This is a genomic window from Tritonibacter sp. SIMBA_163 (genome assembly GCF_046535935.1).
Classification (GTDB): domain Bacteria; phylum Pseudomonadota; class Alphaproteobacteria; order Rhodobacterales; family Rhodobacteraceae; genus Epibacterium; species Epibacterium scottomollicae.
This window is the reverse complement of the sequence record NZ_JAWJBP010000002.1, coordinates 124,010-141,599: the sequence shown is the minus strand read 5'-3', so window position 1 is coordinate 141,599 and position 17,590 is coordinate 124,010. Positions and strand designations below refer to the sequence as shown.

Here is a 17,590-nt window from a genome sequence, read left to right as displayed (position 1 = left end):
ATGGCTGCCGCGTCCCAGAGACGCGGCCGGGCGGCCCGGCTCACGCAGCGGGCCGCCCTTCCCTTGCCCCGTGGCAAGACCCTGGATGCGCATAGCCTGTCGGAAGACGGCCTGGCCGCACCAGAACGCAAGACTGGGCGCATCCTGCTGATCGCCTGTGGCGCGCTCGCGCGTGAGATCCTGGATATCAAGGCGCTCAACGGTCTCGATCACATGGATCTGACCTGCCTGCCGGCCAAGCTGCACCTCTACCCCGATCAGATCGTCACCCATGTGGAGGCCGCGGTGGAAACCCATCGTGCGGTCTATGACCAGATCTACGTGGTCTATGCCGATTGCGGCACCGGCGGCCTGCTGGAACAGAAATGCGCGGAGATGGGCGTGGAGATGGTCCCCGGCCCGCATTGTTACGCGTTCTTCGAAGGCAATGCGCAGTTTGCAGAGCGCTCAGAGGCAGGCGAGATCACCGCCTTCTACCTGACCGATTTCCTGGTGAAACAGTTCGACGCCTTTATCTGGCGCCCGATGGGCCTCGACAAGAACCCCGAGCTGCGCGACATGATCTTTGGCAACTACACGACGCTGGTCTATCAGTCACAGGTCACCGACCCGCAGTTTGTGGAGAAAGCCCGCGTCTGCGCCGACCGCATGGGGCTGGCGTTTCAGCATCGCCACACCGGATACGGCGATCTGCAGAGCACGCTCACCAGCTGGGCGGCACAGAGATCTACTTCTGACTAGACTACTGTGGCAGGCATCAGAGACGCCTTGCCCAAGACGCAGCAATAGCAACCAGGGTAATCAGACCTGCGCGGCGGCGGTTTCGCGAATACGCTCTATCATCGCGCGCAGCCCATTGGACCGCTGCGCGGAAAGATGATCGTTCAGGCCAAGGCGCTCCATCTCGGCGCGCGCATCAACCGCAAGAACCTCAGCCATGGTGAGACCGTTGTAGAGCTTGCGCAGCAGCGCGATCAGCCCCTTCACGATCATCGCATCGCTATCACCATCGAAGTGGAACTTTCCATCGCTGATCTGCGGGTGCAGCCAGACCTGACTGGCACAGCCGTCCACCTTGGTTGCGGGCACCTTCAGTGCATCCTCCAGCGGTGGCATCGCCTTGCCCTGCTCGATCACATGACGATAGCGGTCTTCCCAATCCTCAAAAAACTCGAAGTCATCGACGATTTCCTCAAAGGCGGCGCTGGCCATGGCAATCCTCATCTCGCTGTGCAGGGGCAACAGATCGGACCTAGGCCAGCATCGAAGGGTTTTCAACCGCTTTTCAACGCCGCTTCAATCGGGTAGTCAGATTTGCAAGTAACTCTCACTGCGGCAGGTATTCATGCGTATTACTCTCGGCGCCCTCTTGATTGGCACATTGGCCCTGTCGTCCTGCGGCGGCTGGCGTGACTCCCGCGTCAACCCGACAAACTGGTTCGGCAACTCTCGCGAGGCCCCGGTTGAGACCGACGAAAACCTCAACCCCCTGATCCCACAGGAAGAGGAAAGAGTGAGCCTGCTCGGGCGCGGCGATGATGAAGAGGTCGACAACAGCCTGCCGATCGCGGTGATCAAGGATATGCGGATCGAGCGCACCTCGGTTGGTGCAATCCTCACGGTAGAAGGTGAAGCCGCCCGCAATGGCGCCTATGACGCGCAGCTGGTCCCTAGCATCACTCAGGAACCGGGGCGGCTGGAATATACCTTCCGGGTGAACTACCCCAAGAACGCCACCTATCGTGGCACGCCAGCGACCCGCACCATTCGCGCCGCTGTCAGCCTGTCGAACCAGGATCTTGCAGGCGTGCGTGTGCTGCGGGTGATCGGTAAGGAAAACGCCCGCGAAACCCGGCGCTGACAGAGCTCAGCCCTGAACAATTCGATACAAAAAACGCGCCTCACTGGGCGCGTTTTTTTGTGATTTAAAGTGAGATGAGCGTCAGATATTGACGACTTTGACCATCTGCCCCTTGGCAGCCAAGGCAATTTCACCGTTGCAAAGGCGAAGCGCATCTGCGCCAAACACTTCATGCCGCCATCCCTGAAGCGCCGGAACGTCCCGCTCTCCCGCGGCGATCGCATCAAGGTCCGAGGAGGGGGCAATCAGCTTAGCTGCGACACCGGACGCCTCGGTCTTGGCCTTCAGCAGAACGCGCAGCAAGTCTGCCAATGCTCCGTTGATCTGCATCTTCTCGCGCGACCGATCCGGTTGCGGCATCTCGTCCTGCGGGCAGTTCACGCCCCGCGCCACGGCCTTCAGAATGCCATCGGCGATCGCTCCCTTGCGCGCCTCACGCAACAACAGACGAGAGCCGCTCAGGTCAGACCCTGAACTGGGCTTCGTCGAGGCCAGCTCGACCAGCGCATCATCCTTGTAGACCCGATTGCGCGGCACGTTGTTGCTCTGCGCATATTCTTCGCGGAAGGCTGCCAGTTCGCGCACCACAGCCAGGAACCGACCGGAGTTGGTGCGGGTCTTGACCCGGCGCCAAGCCTCTCTGGGCTGTACGTTATAGGTGGCCGGATCGGTCAGCACCTGCAGCTCTTCTGCAACCCAGTGGCTGCGCCCCGTCTTGTCCAGCTCCTTGCGCAGGTGCTCGTAGATCTGGCGCAAATGGGTAACATCCGCGAGCGCATAGGTCTTTTGCGCATCGCTGAGCGGACGGCGCGACCAATCGGTAAAGCGCGAGGTCTTGTCCAGACCCTGCTTGCAGATCTTGCGCACCAGAGTTTCATAGCCCACCTGCTCGCCAAAGCCGCAGACCATGGCCGCGACCTGAGTGTCGAACAGAGGCTTTGGGAACACCTGCGCATCGACCCAGAAAATCTCCAGATCCTGACGCGCCGCGTGAAACACCTTGACCACATTCTCATTGCGGAACAGATCGTAGAGCGGCTCCAGCGACAATTCTGCAGATAGCGGATCCACCAGAACGGCATCTGTTTCACCATCACCCGCAAAGGCGATCTGCAGCAGACAGAGTTTAGAATAATAGGTCCGTTCGCGCAGGAACTCGGTATCCACCGTCACGTAAGGATGCTTCGCGGCCTCTTCACAAAAGGCTCGCAGTTCGTCGGTGGTTGTAAGAGTTTTCATCAATAGCGTCTTTTTTAGGGTTTCTACCGCTCGGGCACCCCGTTGATACGACGACGACGCACCGGTTGCAAACACCTGTCTGCGACAAGACACCGTGCCGTGTCAGCTCAGCCGCAACATTGCGTGTTCCCCGCGCAGATAGCGCGCCAGGACTGCGGGATAGAGACGGTGTTCCTGGACCAGAACACGGGCCGCAAGATCCTCCGGCGTATCGCCTGAAAGCACCGGAACTTCCGCCTGCCCCAACAGGGGACCATCATCTAGACGCGGCGTGACCTCATGCACGGTGCAGCCGTGACGGTCATCGCCAGCCTCCAACGCACGGGCATGGGTATGAAGCCCTTTGTATTTTGGCAGCAGGGAGGGATGGATATTGAGCATCCGCCCCTCGAACTGGCTGACAAAGCCGGCGGTCAGAACACGCATGAAGCCAGCCAGGCAAACCACATCGGCGCCCGCGTTCAGGATCGGCTTGACCAGCTCCGCCTCGAATGCGGCCCGATCCTTGCCAAAGGGGCGGTGGTCAACCACAGCTGTGGCCACGCCCCGCTCTGCCGCCTTGGTCAGACCACCGGCATCCGCATTGTTCGATAGCACTAGACAAGGCCGGCCGGGGTGGTCGGGATCATTCAGCATGCTGTCGACGAGGGTCACCATGTTGGAGCCCCCGCCGGAAATCAGAATGGCGACGGTCTTTTTGTCGCTCACAGCAGCCCGCCTGTATAGCGCACGCCCTCTTCCGCGGTCACGGTGCCCAGACGGGAAACGCGCTCGCCCTCACCTGCCAGCAGCTCAGTCAGCGCTTCTGCACGGTCCGCCTTGACCACAAGGATCATGCCGATGCCGCAGTTGAAGGTCTTCAGCATCTCGGATTCTTCGATGCCGCCCGTTTCCGCAAGCCACTTGAAGACATCGGGAAGCTCCCACGCACCGAGATCGATATCGGCACCAAGCCCCTCAGGCAGGACGCGCGGCAAGTTCTCGGTCAGGCCACCGCCGGTGATATGCGCCAAGGCATTCACGCCACCAGCACGCACCGCGGCGAGCGATTGTTTGACATAAAGCCGCGTCGGGGCCAGCAGCGCCTCGCCCAGCTTGCCCTCGCCAAACGGGCTGTCCGCGTCCCAGCCAAGGCCGGAGTATTTCACGATCTGGCGCACCAGCGAGTAACCGTTGGAATGCACCCCGTCGGAGCCAAGACCAAGCAGCACATCGCCTGCCTCGACACCAACGGGCAGCGCGCTGCCGCGCTCCATCGCGCCAACGGCAAAGCCTGCCAGATCGAAATCACCCTTGGGGTACATGCCCGGCATCTCGGCGGTCTCGCCGCCGATCAACGCACAGCCTGACCGCACGCAGCCTTCTGCGATGCCTTCGATGATTCGCGCCGCAACATCTGTTTCCAGCTTGCCGGTGGCAAAATAGTCGAGGAAGAACAGCGGCTCCGCGCCCTGACACACCAGATCATTGACGCACATGGCAACAAGGTCGATGCCGACGCCGTCCACATGGCCGGTGTCGATGGCGATGCGCAGCTTGGTGCCCACCCCGTCGGTGGCGCCCACAAGGATCGGATCCTCGTATCCGGCGGCCTTGAGATCGAACAGCGCGCCAAATCCGCCCAGACCGCTCATCACTCCGGGACGGTTGGTCCGTTTTGCAGCCGGTTTGATCCGGTCCACAAGTTCGTTGCCCGCATCAATGTCCACCCCTGCATCCGCATAGGTCAACCCGTTCTTGCCGCTGGTCATCGCTTGGCTCCTTCGCAATGGTTGACGAGCATTTAGCCTATAGGACGGGTGAAGGAAACTAGGGAATGCACCCCTCCCCCTGCACAAATCTGCACAATGGGAGGGGTATTTGATCGATCACTGCAAACTACAGCGATCAGGACGTCGGATCAGAGCCCGAACTGCCACGGTGCCTGATGGAAGGCATAGGCCGCACCATCCCGCACCACCCGCCCCAAACCGGGGAAATCCAGATGCATGCCAGTCACCAGAAGCTGGTCGGCCGCAGCCCGATCAAACATCGCCTTGCGGGTCTGGGCCGCCAGCGGCTGATCGGTGTCAAAGGGAATGGTCCAGTCCGGATTGGCGAACTGCAATGCGGTGCTGTGAACCACATCGCCCCAGATCAGCAATTGTTCATCACCCGCGTCCAGCATGAAGCCGCTGTGCCCCGGCGTGTGCCCCGGCAACGGCATGGCGGTAAAGCCGGGCGCAACCTCGACCTCGCCCGTGAACGGCTTTTTCCGGTCCGCATAGGGTGCCACCGCATCGCGTGCCATCTGGAAGAACCCACGGCTGCCCTCGTCGACCGATGCCATGATCGCATCATCGTACCAAAAGTCCCATTCGGTCTCGGCGACCACCAGCTCCGCATTGGGGAAGGCAGCACTGCCGTCCGCTGCGAGCAGACCTCCGGCATGGTCAGGATGCATATGGGTCAGCAGGATCGTCGAGATATCGCCGACGCCAACTCTGGTCGCTGCCAACGCCGCCATCAGACCACCGAGATCCGGCCCCATCAGCTGTGCTGTACCTGTATCGACCAGCGTATATTTTCCGCCGCGCTCGACCAGATAGCCGTTCACCGGGATCTCCAGCCCTTGAGCGCCTTCGCGATAAAAGCTGCCTTCCAGAGTCTCTTGCGCACGCGCCGCATCATATCCGGTGAACATCGTGGCCGGCACCGGAAGATGACCGTCAAGCAACGCCGTGATCGTGGCATCCCCCAAGCGGAACTGATGCAAGACAGGCGCCGGTCCGGCTGGGGCGGCCTGCGCCATTGTGGAAAGCGTCGGCAGCGCCAGCGATGCGGTGCCAACACCAAGGGTTTTCAACAACGTTCGGCGAGAAAAAGTCATAAGTGGCTCCGATATCCTGATTTGCGCTGATTGCGCATGATTGGGAAATAGGCGTTTTTACTGGTGCCCCACAGCCAGCATCATCTAATAGGGGATATTAGCATCTCTGATAGGGAAATTCATGGATCGTTTGTCGCTTCTGGAAACGCTGATTGTGGCCCTCGACGAAGGCAGCCTGAACCGGGCCGCGCAACGCCGTGACATGACGCAATCGGCCATCAGCCAGCAGGTCAAGCAGCTGGAAAGCCTGATCGGTCATCAGCTGCTGCACCGCACCGCACAAGGGGTGCGGGCGACGCGATCCGGCGAGCTGATCTATGCTCACGCCCAAGGGTTGCTGAGCGGGTTTGACCGGATGACTGCCGAGCTTGATCAGCTGAACGACAGTTTTTCCGGTGACTTCCGGGTGAGTGTGAACAGTTTCCTCGGGCGCCATTTGATCGGTCCGATGTTGCTCGACCTGGATCGGGATCATGACGACCTGAACATCATTGTCCGCGTTGAGGACCGGCTGGTGGACGTGGTGCGAGAGAATTACGACCTTGCCATCCGCACCGGACGGCTTGGAGAGACAGATGGCGTTGGCCGTCGCATTGCCACAATGGAAACCGTCCTGCTGGCGACACCCGCCTATCTGGACAGCATGGGCAGGCCCGAGCACCCGGAAGATCTGAAGCGTCTCAAATTCATCCAGCACCATGAAGAACAGACCAAAGGGTTCTTTCCGCTGACCCGCGACGGCACCGAAGTCCTTGCGCCGGTTCGCGTCGGCTTTACCGCCGATGACCCGGATCTGATCCAGCATGCGGTTACGAACGGGGCGGGCTATTCTAGGGTGCCGCTGTTCTTTGTTCAGGACATGCTGGCCGAGGGAGTGTTTGAGCAAGTTCTGCCCGGTTGGTCGGCGCCGCAAAAGGATATTTTTGCCGTCTACCCCTCGCGCCATGGTGTCGACAGGCGTCGGGATCTGGTGATCGACGGGATCGTTGCGCGCCTAGACGACATCCACCGCAAGCGCCCTGCCCCGCACCTCCATGCCGTCACCGGATAGCCCCGCATACGACACAAGCGCGCGACCTGCCCCCTGGCCCCAAGGACGGCGCGGTCAGAGTGCCAGCGGACCTGAGTGCAGAAGCGCAAGTGCGGCAAATTTCTTGCACGGGACGGATTGCGAGGCCTGTGGAACGACTCTATAAACCAGCCTGTGGGAGATTAGCTCAGCGGTTAGAGCAGAGCGCTCATAACGCTTTGGTCCAGAGTTCGAATCTCTGATCTCCCACCACCGCGCCTTCCAGTGTCATCCGGCATTCAGGCGTTGCGCCCTGCGACACAACTGGCCCCTGTCTGACGTGGCGCGATCAAAGCGCGATCACGATGTCCGCCTGCAGTCCGCCCAGCTCTTCGCTAGTGCCCAGACGCAGCGTTCCACCATGGGCGCGCGCGATATCCGCCACGATTGCCAGACCGAGCCCCACACCTGTGCCACGATCCTGATTGCGAGAAGGATCGAGCCGGGTAAAGGGGCGAATTGCGTCACCGCGCAGCTCGGCAGGGATACCGGGACCATCGTCCTCCACCCGGATGCGCAGGGATTTCTGCAGAACAGCCACCGAGACCCGCGCCCGCGTGCCGTAGCGCACAGCGTTAGAGATCAAGTTGTCCACCGCCCGCCGCACAGCAGCCGCGCGCAGGGGGATCATACGATTTCCCACAGCCTCGACCAGATGCACGGTCTTTCCCTGCCGGGTCCAGCTTTGCACCGCTTCCTCAACCAGCGCGCAGGGATCGGTTTCTTCCATTGCACTGGTCGTCACCCCGCGTGAGAAGTCGAGGAAGGCGTCCACCATATCCTCCATCTCCTTCACGTCCTGCAGCATTGGCTCTGCCCCATCCTCATCCAGCATGGCAAGACTGAGCTTCAGCCGGGTCAGAGGGGTCCGCAGATCATGGCTGACCCCGGAGAGCATGAGCGTCCGCTGCTCGATTTGCCGATCAATCCGCGCCCGCATGTCGATGAAAGCCGCCCCTGCGGCCCGCACCTCGGTGGCGCCGCGCGGTTGATAGGGGATCATACGACCCACACCAAAGGCCTGCGCCGCATCGGCCAGCCGCTTGATCGGGCGCAGCTGGTTACGCATATATGCCATTGCGATAATCACCAGCATGAACCCAAAGACCGCCATGGTGACGATCAACTGGTGCGGCGCGGCGGCCGTCACGCGGCGCCGGCTGAATTCAAGCTCCACCATTCCAAGGTCGCTCTCCATGACCATGCGGACCGGCCGCGACCGCGGCAGTTGGATCGACTGGAACCGAGGCAAGCCGATAGTGAAGGCCTCCCGCACAACCCGGCCCGAGAAATCCTCAAATGGGATTTCATCACCCGGCACTGCCTCCGTCGGGTCCAGAAACCGCAGCCCGACATTCAGCGGCGGCAGCACTGGCGTCAGGCGCGTCAACGCCTCTTCCTGCGTCGCTGAGAGCTGGATCTGATCCTCTATCAGCAGGAACTCCCGCACCATGGTCTGCGACATCTGCTTTGTAATGTCCTCAAGATCGCGCCGGATAAAGGCGAAGGACACCACAAGCTGCAACACCACCACTGGCATCAGCAGGATCAGTGCAGCACGGCCATAAATCCCCGTAGGGAGCTTGGGCAGATAGTGTTTGAGACGAAAGAGCTTCATGACTAAGCCTAGAGCGGAGCAGATAAGACAGAACAGCGCCCCTCGAGGAGGAACGTCATGAGCAGATCGCAAGCCAAAGATGGGTTCAACCCAAAACCCGGTTTACCCGAAACAATCGCTCCGGGTGTTACCCGCATTCTTGCCCCCAATCCCTCGCCGATGACGTTCCGGGGCACCAATACCTACCTGATTGGCGAAGACGATCTGGCCGTGATCGACCCGGGCCCCGCCTCAGAGGCGCATCTCTCGGCGATCCTCTCCGCCTGCGGGCCGCGACGGCGCATTTCGCATATCCTGGTGACGCACAGCCATCTGGATCACTCCCCCCTCGCGGCACAGCTGCGTGCCAAGACCGGAGCGCCTGTTTTCGCCTTCGGCACCGCGGATGCGGGACGCAGTGCGATCATGCAGGATCTGGCCGCGCGCGGGCTGGCAGGCGGCGGTGAAGGGATAGATCAGACCTTTGACTGCGACCATCGCCTTGCTGACGGAGCGATGCTGACAGGGCCGGACTGGCAATTGGAGGCGATCCACACCCCGGGTCACATCGGCAATCACCTGTGTTTTGCGCTTGGTGACATCCTGTTCTCGGGCGACCATGTCATGGGCTGGGCCAGCTCTCTGGTGTCGCCACCGGACGGAGATCTGACGGATTTCATGTTGTCCTGCCACAAGCTACAACAGCGAGAGTGGTCGCAATTCCTGCCGGGGCACGGAGCGCCAATTCTCGATCCACATGACCGCCTCGACTGGCTCATCACCCATCGCCGACAACGCGAGACCGCCATCCTTGACCGGTTGCGCGAGGCCCCCTTCACGGCTGCCGACCTCACCCTTGCGATCTACACTGACACGCCGGCTGCTTTGCTTCCTGCAGCCGAACGCAATGTGCTTTCTCATCTGGTGGATCTTACACAGCGCGGCGCGGTCCACCCGATCAACGACCTGTCCGAAACAGCAACCTTCGCCATCAAAAGTTGATTTTTTTATCTTGGGGACGTTTTCGCTCTGGACGCCCGAAAACGTCCCCGTTATACGAGCGCCACACTCCGGCGTAGCTCAGCGGTAGAGCAGTTGACTGTTAATCAATTGGTCGTAGGTTCGATCCCTACCGCCGGAGCCAATTCCCACACAAGGCATTGGAAATAGTTTAATCATTGGATCCAGGATCCAATGATCGCGGTCTCGATGCGAGTAGATTCACCACAGAAATTGATGACAGCATCCACAGCAGTGGAATAGCTCAAATCAAAGACCAGCGGCGTTGCCGCCGAGGTGGATCACCATCATGAAACCGTCTCGGAAACAGGCGAAACCCTATTCCAATTGCCAGTGAACTTGAACCAGCGTCCCCAGCGCTATCACGTCCGCCGTCGGATGATTGAGGGACGCCGGTCACGGTCGCTTCGCTGTCAATCTCTGCAGGACGATCAATATCCGACGCTTCAGAGTACCGGACTGGCCGAGATTGTATCTAATCTGCTCGACGGGGTACCACTTCGTAGCCGCTCTCTTCCGGCTCATCGTCGATCAGCTCTGTCGGAAAGCCATCTGCCAGCACCGACAGGCCTGTGGCTTCCTCAAGGCGACGGATGATATCGTCTGTATTTGCGCGCTCTCCATAGCGCTCTTGGCCATCCTTCATGATGTCGATGATCATTGGCGACAATTCCAACGGCACGTTGTTGCGCGCGGCAATGGTCTGGAACAGGCCGATATCCTTGAGGATTAGGTCGAGTGTGAAATTCACATCACGCGCGCCATTGAGAATCAGCTGACTTTCCGTTTCGTGTACAAAGCTGGTGCCCGAAGAAATTTTAATGGCTTCATAGGTAGTTGCAAGATCCATGCCCGCGGCCTTCATCGTAACCAACGCCTCGCAGCACGTCAAAAGATTGGCCGTTGCCAGATAGTTAGTCATCACTTTCAGCGTAGACGCTGTGCCCAGCGGCCCCGTGTGCAATACCCGGCGGCCCAGCGTGGTGGTCAGTGGCAGAACCCTTTCAAAGGTCTCGCGATCACCGCCGACGAAGATCGAAATATTGCCGGTTGCCGCACGATGGCAACCGCCGGAAACTGGACACTCCGCCGGCAAGGCCCCTTTGGCACGCACAAGTTCACCGATCCGCTTTACCTCGGCCTCATCGGTCGTGGACATTTCCATCCAAACTTTCCCTGCGGAAAGGCCAAACAGAATGCCATCGCGCCCTTCCATAACATCCGAACAGGCCTTGGGCGATGGCAGACAGGTTATCACCACGTCGCACAGCTCTGCCATCTGTTTAGGCGTGTCGGCCCAGTCGGCACCCTTGGCGATGAAATCCTGCGCAGCTTGCCGGTCGAGGTCATGCACGACCGTATCAAATCCGTTTCTTATCAGGCTGCCAGCCAACTTGCCGCCAACATTTCCGAGGCCGATAAACCCTACTTTCATGATTATCTCCAGTTGCTTACCCCGGGGCGCGCCCTAGGACATCCGGCGTGGTGAAATGCGCTGCTGTCGTTCACGCACAACAGGAGCTTTCGATATGCGAGGATGTGGTCAAGACCCGGGAACGCAGATCCAGGTCGCAGAATATCACGTTTCGCGGCCCTGCCGGCGGGTTACCGACAGAGCCCGAAGGTGACGCTGTCAGGCGCTTTGTCGCCTCGCCTCGCTGGAGGTCCGGCCCGAATACCCTTGCTTCGCCAATACGCGATAGGTTGATCGCAGCGCGCCGCGATCCGTATAGCAGCCGCGCAGATGACGTTTGCCGCTGTCGGCAACATAGCCCTCACGGCCATGTACAATGCGGTGATTGTCGAAAATCACGCAATTTCCCGCCTCAGAGCGGAAGCGTACCAGAAAACGGTCTTCCTGCATCATCTTCAGAAACTTGATAAATGCTGGATAGTAGCTGTCTAGAAGGTCCTGCGGCAGATCCATGGCGTCCTGCAAGTGCTGAGAAATGGTGACACCGGTCACACGCCCATCGGCATCGGTCTCGATCACGCGCTGATGGGCGCGGTAGTCCCAGTTGTCATGACGATAGAAAAACGGGATCTTGTTGTCAGCCAGCAGGCGGAAGGACTCGGGATCTTCCTCACGCAGCGCTTCTGCCACAGCGGCGCCGTCGAGAAAAAGCGAAAGTCCCCCCTCCACAGTATTTTCAATGCAATGCAGGAATTGTACGCCCGGTGCGGCCTCTTCTCCGGGAAGATCAGTGTGCATCTCCAACGGTCCGGCGGTAAACGCCAGATTGGTGGGTTCGATTTCGACACGCACGTCAAAGAACAGCCCTTCGGCCGATGGTGTGATTGAACCGATCATCTCTACAAGGCGCGGCAGACTGTCATCATCGCCGGCCATGTCGCTCACGATGGCAATCCCATCCTCAATAAGCGCATGCGTCAGCTGCGCTCGGGCATCCGGGTCACTCAGCACTGCATGTTGTGGCACACGGGAAAAATGTGGTTCTTGATCCGAGTACCACAGCTTGGGCGAGATATCTGCAGGGTCTTCCGTACGCCCTCTTGTCGCGAAACTTTCCAACAATGCCAACGGGATATGGCTAACTTGATTTTCGGTCTTCCAGTTGATCACAAGTGCGTCGTTCTCCAGACGCGCACTGAGCGGGCGTGGAAGATCAGGCAGAGAGGCCACGTCGAAGATCCGTTCGCGTGTCTGGCTGTCGATGCAACTGGGGCATGCGTCGCGCAGCCAGCAGTAGTTGAAATATACCTCTCCTGAAGAAAGGGGCACGGTCAAACCGGAAGTGCTTAGGGCGATTTGGGTCATGTTTTTGCTCTGATAGTCAGGGTCAGGTGGCGTAGTCGGAGTTTTCGTGATCGAGAATCGAGCGGATCGCGTCGAGATGCGCCTCCGCTTGCCCGGGATAGTCTTCCAACTCCTTAGCGGTCTTTTCGGCGATCTCCGGCGGGATCAGGCGCAGCGGCTGCCCTGTCTGCAAGGCCCGGATATATGTCTCGGCTGCACGTTCAAAATAGTAGAGCCGGTTAAATGCATCGCCGACGCTGTCACCCAGGACCAAAACACCGTGATTGCCCATCACCACTACCTTCTTGGAAGGATCCGTCAGCATCGCAGCACAGCGCTCGCCCTCATCCTCAAAGGCCAGACCACCAAACTGATCATCGATCACGACACGGTTGTAGAACGTCGCCGTATTCTGATCGATCGGTGGCAATCTGCTGTCCGCCAGCGAGGCCAGAACGGTCGAAAAGATTGAATGCGCATGCATCACACAGCGCGCATGTGGACAGCGCCGATGGATCGACCCGTGCAGTCCCCAAGCGGTTGCATCTGGTGCATCAGGTCGATTCAAAACATCAGGATCGTTTGCATCCAACTCCAACAGCTCGGACGCGCGGATGCGAGAGAAATGCGCCTGGTTGGGATTGATCAGGAACTGCGAGCCATCTGCGTTGACGGCAAGGCTGAAATGGTTGGCGACCGCCTCGTGCATATTCAACCGCGCGGTCCACCGAAAGGCAGCAGCAAGTTCGATGCGCTCCTGCCAGTGGCTCAAATTTTGCATGGTATCCAAACTCATATCGTCTCCTCCGCGGCCCTGGGCATGGCGCCCGGGGCATTTCTGGTTGTCTTTGACGTGCTGGCAGGCATGCAAAGATCACGAATTATAGAAGATATGCAGCAAGTCGAGACTTGCGTAAAATGATTAAAGATAGCATCTATACCAAAAATATTTTGGTGATAGATGTCCTCACGCTTGCCCAATCTGGTCTGGCTCAGAACCTTTGAAACAGCTGCTCGCCTGCAAAATTTTACACTGGCAGGCAAAGAGTTGGGGCTGACACAGACGGCGGTCAGCCTGCATATCAGATCGCTCGAAGCCGCGCTGAAGCGCCAATTGTTCGTCCGCCAGGCCCGGCACCTCCAACTCACCTCTGAGGGAGAGGCGTATTTGCTCTCAGTGAGCCAGGCGCTGGGGGACATTCGTGCCGCGACAACGAATTTATTTGGCGTCGAGGAGCAACAGCTGATCACCGTGCGGGCGCCAATCTCAACTGCGGCGCTATGGCTCGCCAAGCACCTACCTGATTTCAAAACCGAGTATCCCAATATCACCGTCCGGCTGGTATCCACCATCTGGGCCAGTTCTGCGGTCGACGAAGACATCGATGTCGATTTGCGATTGGGACGAAGCGATGAGTATGATGGCCCAAGCGAAGTTATCTCTTCCGAGACGGTGACCGCGGTTGCGAGCCTTCAACGCCTTGGCAAGATACGCGATGCAAGTGATCTCGAGGACCAGCCCCTCATTTCCATCCTTGGATATGACGATTGCTGGACGCGTTGTTTCGCTGCCGCCGGCCTCAAGCAACCGACATCGGTACCTGCCTATTCGGTTGATACCAGCATGGCCGCGCTTGCGCTCGTTTCGGCAAACGCCGGATGCGCGGCGATCCTGACACGTTTTGCCAGACAGGCGACCCTAGCGCACCATCAAATCGGCATGATCGGTGACCCGGTTCCATTCTCGCACGTCCACTACATCGCCAGACCCAAAACTCGGAGGAAACAAAAACCGGAAAGCCGCCTCTTCGAGGACTGGCTAAAACGTCGGTTTTCCGCTGAACCGTAGTCAAATCCGGCCTTTTCAGATGTTTAATGTGGGTATTTCGCCGATCAACGCTACGCTCTTCTCGCGCAAAGCACATGCTTTCAATCCGCTTGGAGTTCTCCCCCTACGACATAGGCTGGCATCCGGAAGCGCCCGGCGATTGAGAACATGGCGACAGCTCCACGGGCCGTGGGCGAACCACAGAACAAATCTGCGCGGCGGAACTGAACAAGCCGGACCTGTCGCGTATTTCTGCCGTTCCACGTGCTCGTTCAAGCCACTTTCCATTCGAAGACGACAGGGCATTTCCAGCCCGATGCCGAGTGCCATCGGCGTGGATCGCAAAAGCCGTTGATGGATCCAAAGATCGCCATCTCGGCCTGCCGTCGGGTGTCGATGATGGTCGTCAGATCAGCTCAGCCTTAGTTGTTTTGAATGACGTCTCAACGGCCGCATTGTCATAACGATAACCTTTGCCGCTCATCGAAACCCGGAAGCCATGTTGGGGCAGGATCATCGGGTCGCCGTGCGAAGAGTACTGGCTACCGCGATCACGGTGGAAGATGCATGCCTTGGGAAGCGCCGGTAAGGGATAGCCATATCCCTTACCTCCTTGAAGGCACAGGTCTCGCGCCGGAGCCGTTCGTTCTCCCGTGCATGCTCGCGATCCTCGGACGATACCACATCTGTGCCGCAGAGCGCGTTCCCCCACTTGTTGAGCATCGAAAGCCAAACGCAACGCCCAAATCGTCTGCAACCTGACGCCGTATAAGACCGCAGATCAGCGCAGTTCGCTGTCAATCGGCACGCAATCTTGCCCCCCCTATCGGCGTCCAAAATGACCCCCTGTTGGCCCACGTGTAGCTGGCCCGATGCGGTGTAGCCAACGCACAGCGCAGCCGTATCGGGCCGGCGGGGCTTGGAGTATTCCCTGGTCTTGAAGCACCAGCTCTCGTTGCCGGTTTCGACGATGTCGCAGTGGTAGATAAGGCGATCGAGTAGTGCCGTCGTCATCTTGGCGTCTCCGAAGACCGATGGCCATTCACCGAAGTCGGGGTTGGTGGTCACGATGACCAAGGTGCGCTCGTAGAGGCGACTGATGAGGTGGAATAGCAACTGGCCGCCAGTCTGGGCGAACGGAAGGTAGCCAAGCTCGTCGAGGATTAGGAAGTCGAGGCGGCACAGCAGGTCAGCCGTGCGTCCCTGCGGGTCGGCACGAGCTTCAGCATCGAGCTTGTGCACCAAGTCCACGGCGTTGAAGAACCGTCCTCGCTTGCCTCGCCTAATGCACGCCCGAGCGATGCTCACAGCAAGGTGGGGTTTGCCGGTCCCGGTGCCGGTGCCGCCGATGAGCACAACATTGCGCTGCTGTTCAAGGAAATCCCCGGCGGCCAGGTCACGCACCAGCGTCTCGTTGACCGGCGTCTCCTCGAAGCTGACCTCGTCGACCTCTTTCGCCAGGGGCAGCTTGGCGATCGTCATCTGGTATTTGATCGAACGCGCCTGCTTCTCGCTGATCTCGGCGTTCAACAAGTCGCCTACGATCTGCTGCGGTTCATGCTGCCGCTTCACCGCCGTGGTGATGATCTCATCGTAGGCGGCCTTCATGCCGTAGAGCTTCAACTGGCTCATCGCGTCCAGTACCTGTGATCTTTCCATGGTTGGGTATCCTGAGGCTGGCATAGCGTTTGCAATCGGCCACAGGCTCGCAGGTCAGTCGCAACGCGTCCGGCGTATCGATGGTCAGCGGCGGCTGCGGTTCACGATGTCGGGCCAAGATGTTGATGACGACTGAGGCGGCGAGGCCCCCTTCGTTCAGGGCTTCGGCACAGGCAGCATCCACGGCATCCAACCCGTCGGTTGGGATCATGCTCAGAATCTGAACCATCTGGCGGTCACCATTCGGCACCTTACCAAGCTTGCGCTACACTCGCCTGATCGCGGGCGGCAACTCCCAGTCCTTGAACGGCGCTCCGTTCCGGAGGGCACCGGGTTTGCGGGCCAGCACCGGAGTGTAGTGCAGCGCGTCGTAGATAGCCATGTCGCGGCCGAAGGACTGGGAATGTTGCCCCACGATCTTGCCGTCCTGCCAGACCTCGACCTGCTCGGCATAGGCGCGGATCTCGACAGGGCGACCAACAGCGCGGCCATCCACGGAGTAGCGGTTCTTGTCGAAGCGAACGAGACAGGACTTCGACACGGACGCCGGCACGGCATGGAAGCCATCGAAAGGTCCGACATAGGGCACCAGGCTCGCGCGCTCTTTCTCGAGTAATTCCCAGATTGTCCGGTCACGCAGTTCTGGATGCGGATGCGACTTGACCCAAGCCACACAGCGGTCCTCGAGCCAGGCGTTGAGCTCGGCATAACTCCTGAACTTCGGTCTGGGCACGAAGAACCGTCGCCTGACAACCCCAACCTAGTTCTCGACCTGTCCCTTCTCCCAGCCAGAGGCAGGTGTGCAGGCGACCGGGTCGACCAAGTAGTGCCCGTACATCCGCTGGAACCGGCGGTTGTACGCGCGCTCGCGACCGGCAAAGATCGTGTCCACCGCGGTCTTCATGTTATCGCAGATGCCCCGCGCACAGGCTCCGCCGAAGAAGGCGAAGGCCTTGTCTTGGGCGTCGAAGACCATCTCTTGCGTCTCGCGCAGGTAGGCCTGGACGAACAACATCCGGCTGTGGCAAAGCCGGACATGCGCCACCTTCACGGTTGTCGTCGCCCCATCGATCACCACAATCTCGTGGCTCCAGTCGAACTGGTAGGCCTCGCCTGGGTCGAAGATCAGCGGCACATATGCAAAGGCCGAGGCCTCCTGTTCCTCCTTGGACCACGTGGCCGGATATCGCCGGACTGCATTATAGCCGCCATCATATCCTCGGGCCCGGAGTTCCTAGAAGATGCGGATGCGGGTCAGTCGCTCGCGTTTGGGCTGTCGGGCGTTGGCCGCCAGAATCTCGTCGAGCATGCCTTTCCAAGGCCCGATCTTCGGCTGAGGCTGGTTCATGCGTTCATAGGTCATCTCCGTCACGCTGGATCGGATCACCTTCCGCACCGCACTCCGCGAAACCCGCAGCTCCCGGCAGATCTGCTTAACTGACTTTTGTCCTGAAAATACGCCCGACGGATCTTTGCAATCGTCTCCACAACCAACATCCCACACTGTGCTCCCCGATGATCTCGGGGGGCAGCATCCACATCAGTTTAAAGGGGGGGGGCATTTTTGGACGCCGATTACCCCGCTACGGGGGACAAAATTGCACGCCTGTTCAAACAGTTCGCACCGTATCCTTGCGGAATTCACTTTTTCCTCCCATGCCGTTATCTCGTCTCTTTTGCTGCACGTTGT

The 17,590-nt window shown here is 59.5% G+C and carries 14 protein-coding genes, 2 tRNA genes and 3 pseudogenes; 7 read left to right on the top strand and 12 right to left on the bottom strand.

The window, feature by feature from the left end; genetic code table 11:
• Window positions 1-741: a DUF1638 domain-containing protein gene (locus R0J92_RS04595; RefSeq protein WP_411050879.1), complete on the top strand. Its 741-nt coding sequence runs from the start codon at window positions 1-3 to the stop codon at window positions 739-741.
• 60 nt (window positions 742-801) lie between these two features.
• On the opposite strand, the gene R0J92_RS04590 is transcribed toward R0J92_RS04595, so the two are convergent.
• Complete coding sequence (locus R0J92_RS04590; protein WP_411051153.1) at window positions 802-1,212, bottom strand: SufE family protein; 411 nt, start codon at window positions 1,210-1,212, stop codon at window positions 802-804.
• 133 nt (window positions 1,213-1,345) lie between these two features.
• Between R0J92_RS04590 and R0J92_RS04585 the strand changes: the two genes are divergently transcribed.
• Complete coding sequence (locus R0J92_RS04585; RefSeq protein WP_411050878.1) at window positions 1,346-1,861, top strand: hypothetical protein; 516 nt, start codon at window positions 1,346-1,348, stop codon at window positions 1,859-1,861.
• Between the two features lie 81 nt (window positions 1,862-1,942).
• Here R0J92_RS04585 and rnd read toward each other — a convergent pair whose 3' ends face one another.
• The 4 genes from rnd to R0J92_RS04565 all read right to left on the bottom strand — a co-directional run bounded on the left by rnd (window position 1,943) and on the right by R0J92_RS04565 (window position 5,969).
• Complete coding sequence (gene rnd / locus R0J92_RS04580; RefSeq protein ID WP_411050877.1) at window positions 1,943-3,100, bottom strand: ribonuclease D; 1,158 nt, start codon at window positions 3,098-3,100, stop codon at window positions 1,943-1,945.
• 102 nt (window positions 3,101-3,202) lie between these two features.
• Window positions 3,203-3,808, bottom strand: a complete 606-nt coding sequence (purN, locus tag R0J92_RS04575) for a phosphoribosylglycinamide formyltransferase (RefSeq protein ID WP_411050876.1) — start codon at window positions 3,806-3,808, stop codon at window positions 3,203-3,205.
• On the bottom strand, window positions 3,805-4,851 hold the full coding sequence (gene purM / locus R0J92_RS04570) for a phosphoribosylformylglycinamidine cyclo-ligase (RefSeq protein WP_106163950.1): 1,047 nt from the start codon (window positions 4,849-4,851) through the stop codon (window positions 3,805-3,807). The genes purN and purM overlap by 4 nt, the downstream gene beginning before the upstream one ends.
• A gap of 149 nt (window positions 4,852-5,000) precedes the next feature.
• Window positions 5,001-5,969, bottom strand: coding sequence for an MBL fold metallo-hydrolase (locus R0J92_RS04565; protein WP_411050875.1), 969 nt, complete (start codon window positions 5,967-5,969; stop codon window positions 5,001-5,003).
• A gap of 121 nt (window positions 5,970-6,090) precedes the next feature.
• Between R0J92_RS04565 and R0J92_RS04560 the strand changes: the two genes are divergently transcribed.
• Together R0J92_RS04560 and R0J92_RS04555 are read left to right on the top strand one after the other, a co-directional pair.
• The gene (locus R0J92_RS04560; RefSeq protein WP_411050874.1) at window positions 6,091-7,020 is read left to right on the top strand and encodes a LysR family transcriptional regulator; all 930 of its coding nucleotides are present in this window, start codon (window positions 6,091-6,093) and stop codon (window positions 7,018-7,020) included.
• 155 nt (window positions 7,021-7,175) lie between these two features.
• Window positions 7,176-7,251 (top strand) — tRNA-Ile (locus R0J92_RS04555).
• Window positions 7,252-7,327: 76 nt separating this feature from the next.
• Here R0J92_RS04555 and R0J92_RS04550 read toward each other — a convergent pair.
• Entirely contained in the window at window positions 7,328-8,656 is a 1,329-nt protein-coding gene (locus R0J92_RS04550; protein WP_411050873.1) for an ATP-binding protein, read from the bottom strand.
• Between the two features lie 57 nt (window positions 8,657-8,713).
• On the opposite strand from R0J92_RS04550, the gene R0J92_RS04545 reads away from it, so the two are divergent.
• Together R0J92_RS04545 and R0J92_RS04540 are read left to right on the top strand one after the other, a co-directional pair.
• Complete coding sequence (locus R0J92_RS04545; protein ID WP_411050872.1) at window positions 8,714-9,637, top strand: MBL fold metallo-hydrolase; 924 nt, start codon at window positions 8,714-8,716, stop codon at window positions 9,635-9,637.
• Window positions 9,638-9,704: 67 nt separating this feature from the next.
• A tRNA-Asn gene (locus R0J92_RS04540) sits at window positions 9,705-9,779 on the top strand.
• Between the two features lie 351 nt (window positions 9,780-10,130).
• Here the strand turns inward: R0J92_RS04540 and R0J92_RS04535 are convergent.
• From R0J92_RS04535 to R0J92_RS04525, 3 genes are all read right to left on the bottom strand, one after another.
• On the bottom strand, window positions 10,131-11,090 hold the full coding sequence (locus R0J92_RS04535; protein ID WP_411050871.1) for an NAD(P)-dependent oxidoreductase: 960 nt from the start codon (window positions 11,088-11,090) through the stop codon (window positions 10,131-10,133).
• Between the two features lie 198 nt (window positions 11,091-11,288).
• Window positions 11,289-12,434, bottom strand: coding sequence for a TauD/TfdA family dioxygenase (locus R0J92_RS04530; RefSeq protein WP_411050870.1), 1,146 nt, complete (start codon window positions 12,432-12,434; stop codon window positions 11,289-11,291).
• Window positions 12,435-12,456: 22 nt separating this feature from the next.
• A complete protein-coding gene (locus tag R0J92_RS04525) occupies window positions 12,457-13,209 on the bottom strand; it encodes a class II aldolase and adducin N-terminal domain-containing protein (protein WP_411051152.1) in 753 nt (250 codons plus the stop codon).
• 177 nt (window positions 13,210-13,386) lie between these two features.
• Between R0J92_RS04525 and R0J92_RS04520 the strand changes: the two genes are divergently transcribed.
• Window positions 13,387-14,262: a LysR family transcriptional regulator gene (locus R0J92_RS04520; protein ID WP_411050869.1), complete on the top strand. Its 876-nt coding sequence runs from the start codon at window positions 13,387-13,389 to the stop codon at window positions 14,260-14,262.
• 251 nt (window positions 14,263-14,513) lie between these two features.
• On the opposite strand, the pseudogene R0J92_RS04515 reads toward R0J92_RS04520, so the two are convergent.
• From R0J92_RS04515 to istA, 3 pseudogenes are all read right to left on the bottom strand, one after another.
• Window positions 14,514-14,818, bottom strand: a pseudogene (locus R0J92_RS04515) (IS3 family transposase); the annotation flags it as partial.
• A gap of 350 nt (window positions 14,819-15,168) precedes the next feature.
• Window positions 15,169-15,900: pseudogene (gene istB / locus R0J92_RS04510) on the bottom strand (IS21-like element helper ATPase IstB); the annotation flags it as partial.
• Window positions 15,830-17,397 (bottom strand): annotated as a pseudogene (gene istA, locus R0J92_RS04505) (IS21 family transposase). The pseudogenes istA and istB, both read right to left, overlap by 71 nt.
• Window positions 17,398-17,590: the final 193 nt, after the last annotated feature.